Below are 3,949 nucleotides of genomic sequence, written 5' to 3' on the forward strand. Positions count from 1 at the left end.
CAAGACCAGCTTCATCAACTTCGTCGCGGCCGACGATTTCGGCCGGCTGATCAACCCGATGATCGTCGAAGGCCAGGTCCATGGCGGCCTGGTGCAGGGCATCGGGCAGGCGCTGCTGGAGCATGCCGTCTACGACGGCAACGGCCAGCCGGTCACCGCGTCGTTCATGGATTACACCATGCCGCGCGCCGACGACCTGCCATCGTTCAAGCTGTCGCACACCACGACGCTGTGCCCGGGCAATCCGCTCGGCGTCAAGGGCTGCGGCGAGGCCGGCGCGATCGGCGCGTCCGCTGCCGTGATCAACGCGATCACGGACGCGATCGGCAACAACAAACTGGAAATGCCGGCGACGCCCGATCGCGTCTGGCATGTGATCAACGGCAAGGCAGCCTGAGAGAGGAGACGACAGATGTACCAGACCACTTATCATCGTCCCTCCTCGGTCGACGAAGCGGTTGCGCTGTTCGGCAAGGTCAAGGAGGCCAAGTACCTTGCGGGCGGGCAGACGCTGATCCCGGTGATGAAGCAGCGGCTCGCCGCGCCTTCCGACGTGATCGATCTGGCCAGGATCAAGGAACTGATCGGCGTCGAGGCTGCGCCCGACACGGTGACGATCAAGGCCGCGACGCCGCATTATGATGTGGCGTCGAACGCGGCGTTGCAGAAGGCGCTTCCCGCGCTTGCGCATCTTGCTTCACTCATCGGCGATCCGGCCGTGCGTCATCGCGGCACCATCGGCGGTTCGCTCGCCAATAATGATCCGTCGGCCGACTACCCCAGTGCCGTGCTTGCACTTGGCGCGACCATCAAGACCAACAAGCGTTCGATCGCGGCCGATGATTTCTTCAAGGGCTTGTTTGCCACCGCCCTCGAAGACGGCGAGATCATCACCTCGGTCAGCTTCCCGATCCCGGCCAAAGCCGGTTACGCGAAATTCCCGCATCCGGCCTCGCGCTTTGCGCTGACCGGCGTCTTCGTCGCCAAGACGAAATCCGGAGATGTCCGTGTCGCCGCGACCGGCGCTTCGCAAAACGGCGTGATGCGTGTCGCCGCGATCGAGGCGGCCTTGAAGGCGAACTGGAGCGCCGGCGCGCTGGCGAGCGTCACCATCCCGGCAAGCGGGCTCATGAGCGACATCCATGGCTCCGCCGACTACCGCGCCAACCTGATCAAGGTGATGGCCGAACGCGCGGTGGCGGCGGCGGGGTAAGGCGTCGCTTCGCCGCTATTCGAGCTTCACGCCGACGGCCTTGATAATCGGGCCGAAGCGTTCGATGTCGGAGGCGATCAGCCGCCGCAGCGGCTCGGCGCCGACCTGATCGGGCCGCGGTATGTCGGCTGCAAGCTCGGCGAAACGATGTTTCAGCTCCGGATTGGCCAGCGCGGTCTTGAGTGAGGATTCGAGGCGCTCGAGCACCGGTTTCGGCGTCGCCGCAGGGGCTTCGATCGCGTTCCAGACCGTCAGGTCGAAAGCGGGGACGCCGGCTTGCGCGAAGGTCGGCACGTCGGGAATCTGGGCGACACGCTCGCTGCTCGAGGTTGCGATCGCCGTGACGTTGCCGCCGGTATGCATCGGGATCATGGTGACGGTCTGGTCGATCACCGCATCGATGGTGCCGGCGACGAGATCGTTGATCGCGGGGCCGGAGCCGCGATAGGGGATGTCGTGGGCCTGCGTGCCCGTCACATGCAGAAAGGTGATGGCCGCCAGATGAGTGGTCGTGCCCGGACCCGCATGACCGAAATTCAGCGCGCCGGGCCTTGCCTTCAGCGCCGCGATCAGGCCGGCCATGTCGTGGATGCCGCTCTTCTTGCTGACCGACAGCACCATGGGCACGATCGCGACCAGGCCAATCGGCGCGAGATCCTGCCGCGGATCGAAACCAAGGTTGGGAAACAGCCAGACGTTCGCCGCCAGCGAGCCGACATTGCCGAAGATCAGCGTGTAGCCGTCGGCGTCGGCGCGAACCACGCGGCGCGTGCCGACGGTGGCGCCGCCGCCGGTCACGTTCTCGACGATGACGGATTGGCCGAGGTTTTCGCCCATGTGCTTGGCCACGATCCGCGCCAGCACGTCGGTGGTGCCGCCGGCTGCGGCCGCGACCACGAGCGTGATCGACCGGCTCGGGAAACTCTCGGCTGCGGCACCGTGCACGAACAAGACAACGGCCGCGACGGCAGCGATCACTGATCTCATCGTCGTCTCCTTGCGATGCCTCTCGGCATCAAGCACCCGCGCCAAAATGCCTGGCGCTCATTTCTTCTCGCCCATGGTGACATAGGCCCACAGCGCCTCGATCTCGTCGGGCTTGAGCAGGTCGCCCCACGGCGGCATCTGGTTCTTGCCATTGGTCACCGAGCGCACGAAACGCTCGTGCTCGCCGGGCGGAAACTTGCGCAGGTCGAACGCGCTTTCCGGGTCCTGCATTCGCGGCCCATGGCACGGCGAACAGTTGCGGGCGAAGATGTCGGCGCCGGCTGCGATCTGCTGCGGCGGAAAGCTCTGGCCTTGGGTCTGTGCTTCGGCGGCGGCCGCGCACAGCAGGGCGGCGGCTAGAAAAATCCCTCTCGTCAGTCGTGGCATTCCGAAACCTTACTCACCGCCCGTCTTCATTCCGGCATCAGCGCGAACGTCCACACCGAGCCGCCGGGCGGGATGTCCTTGAGCGCCTCGCGCGCCTGGTTTGCGTACACGCCGCCGAGGCCCGACAGCACGGTCACATATTGCCGGCCCTTGTAGGTGTAGGTGATCGGCTGCGCGTTGATGCCGGAACCGGTCTGGAACTGCCACAGCGTCTTGCCATTCTCGGCGTCGATAGCGACGAACTCGCCGGTTTCCTTGCCGGTGAACAACAGCCCGCCGCCGGTCGCGACGATCGCCGACCACTGCGGGTGGTCCCATAGCGGGGCGCGCCACACCTGCTTGGCGGTCAACGGCTCGATCGCGTCGACATGGCCGATCGGCTCGCCCTCGGGCTGCTTGGCCGGCAGATTCTCCACGAACATGTAACGTTGTCCGGGCACGTAAGGTCCGGTCGGCAAGGCCTTGAACAGCCGCGCCGAATGCATGGTGTTGGCGTAAAGCAATCCGGTTTCGGGATTGAAGGCGGCGTGCGGCCAGTTCTTGGCGCCCCGCTGGGTCGGCCAGATCTCGACCTGTTCGCCGGCGCGTAGTTTCCTGGCGATGTCGGTCTCGATCGGCCGTCCGGTCTTCATGTCGACGCCGCTCGCCCAGTTCACCCGCTCGAACGGCTTTGCCGAGATCAACTGGCCGCTGGCGCGGTCGATCACATAGAGAAAGCCGTTGCGGTTGAGCTGCATCAGCACCTTGCGCTTGGCGCCGTCGACGGTGAGCTCGCCAAGGATCATTTCCCAGTTGCCGTCGTAGTCGTATTGGTCGTTCGGCGTGAACTGGTAATGCCAGACGATCTCGCCCGTCTTCGGCCGCATCGCCAGCACCGAGGCGGTGTAGAGGTTGTCGCCGGGCCGCGATTGCGACGCCCACGGCGCCGGATTGCCGGTGCCCCAATAGGTGAGGTCGAGGTCGGGATCGTAGGAGCCGGTGATCCAGCTTGAGCCGCCACCGGTTTTCCAGGCGTCGGTGTCCTGCGGCCAGGTCTCGTTGCCGGGCTCGCCGCGCGCCGGAATCGTGTAGCGGCGCCACAGGTGCTTGCCGGTTTCCGGGTCCCAGCCGTCGATGAAGCCGCGAATGCCGAACTCCGCGCCGGAGATGCCGGTGATCAGCACGTTGTCGGCGATCAAGGGCGCCACCGTCATGGAATAGCCTTCCTTCCACTCGGCGGCCTTCGAGTTCCAGAGCTCCTTGCCGGTCTTCATGTCGAGCGCGATGACGTGGGCGTCGAGCGTGGTGCGGTAGAGCTTGCCGTTGAGGATCGCGGCGCCCTTGTTGGAGACACCGCAGCACACGATGCGCGGCGTCTCGGGC

General features: G+C 65.6%; 5 protein-coding genes. 2 read left to right on the top strand and 3 right to left on the bottom strand.

Annotation, left to right across the window (positions count from 1 at the left end; genetic code table 11):
* Both VFL62_RS26780 and VFL62_RS26785 read left to right on the top strand, forming a co-directional pair.
* On the top strand, positions 1 to 397 hold a 397-nt coding region (locus VFL62_RS26780; protein WP_325175412.1), incomplete at its 5' end, for a molybdopterin cofactor-binding domain-containing protein.
* Between the two features lie 15 nt (positions 398 to 412).
* Positions 413 to 1,213 carry a xanthine dehydrogenase family protein subunit M gene (locus VFL62_RS26785; RefSeq protein ID WP_325175413.1) on the top strand — a complete coding sequence of 267 codons (801 nt, stop codon included), beginning with the start codon at positions 413 to 415 and terminating at the stop codon, positions 1,211 to 1,213.
* A 15-nt stretch (positions 1,214 to 1,228) separates the two neighbouring features.
* On the opposite strand, the gene VFL62_RS26790 is transcribed toward VFL62_RS26785, so the two are convergent.
* The 3 genes from VFL62_RS26790 to VFL62_RS26800 all read right to left on the bottom strand — a co-directional run.
* On the bottom strand, positions 1,229 to 2,200 hold the full coding sequence (locus VFL62_RS26790) for a tripartite tricarboxylate transporter substrate binding protein (RefSeq protein ID WP_325175414.1): 972 nt from the start codon (positions 2,198 to 2,200) through the stop codon (positions 1,229 to 1,231).
* A 57-nt stretch (positions 2,201 to 2,257) separates the two neighbouring features.
* Complete coding sequence (locus VFL62_RS26795; RefSeq protein WP_325175415.1) at positions 2,258 to 2,587, bottom strand: cytochrome c; 330 nt, start codon at positions 2,585 to 2,587, stop codon at positions 2,258 to 2,260.
* Positions 2,588 to 2,613: 26 nt separating this feature from the next.
* The coding region (locus VFL62_RS26800; RefSeq protein ID WP_325175416.1) for a PQQ-dependent dehydrogenase, methanol/ethanol family at positions 2,614 to 3,949 on the bottom strand (1,336 nt) is incomplete at its 5' end.

The organism is Bradyrhizobium sp. (assembly GCF_035701725.1).
In the GTDB taxonomy this organism is placed as follows: Bacteria; Pseudomonadota; Alphaproteobacteria; order Rhizobiales; family Xanthobacteraceae; genus Bradyrhizobium.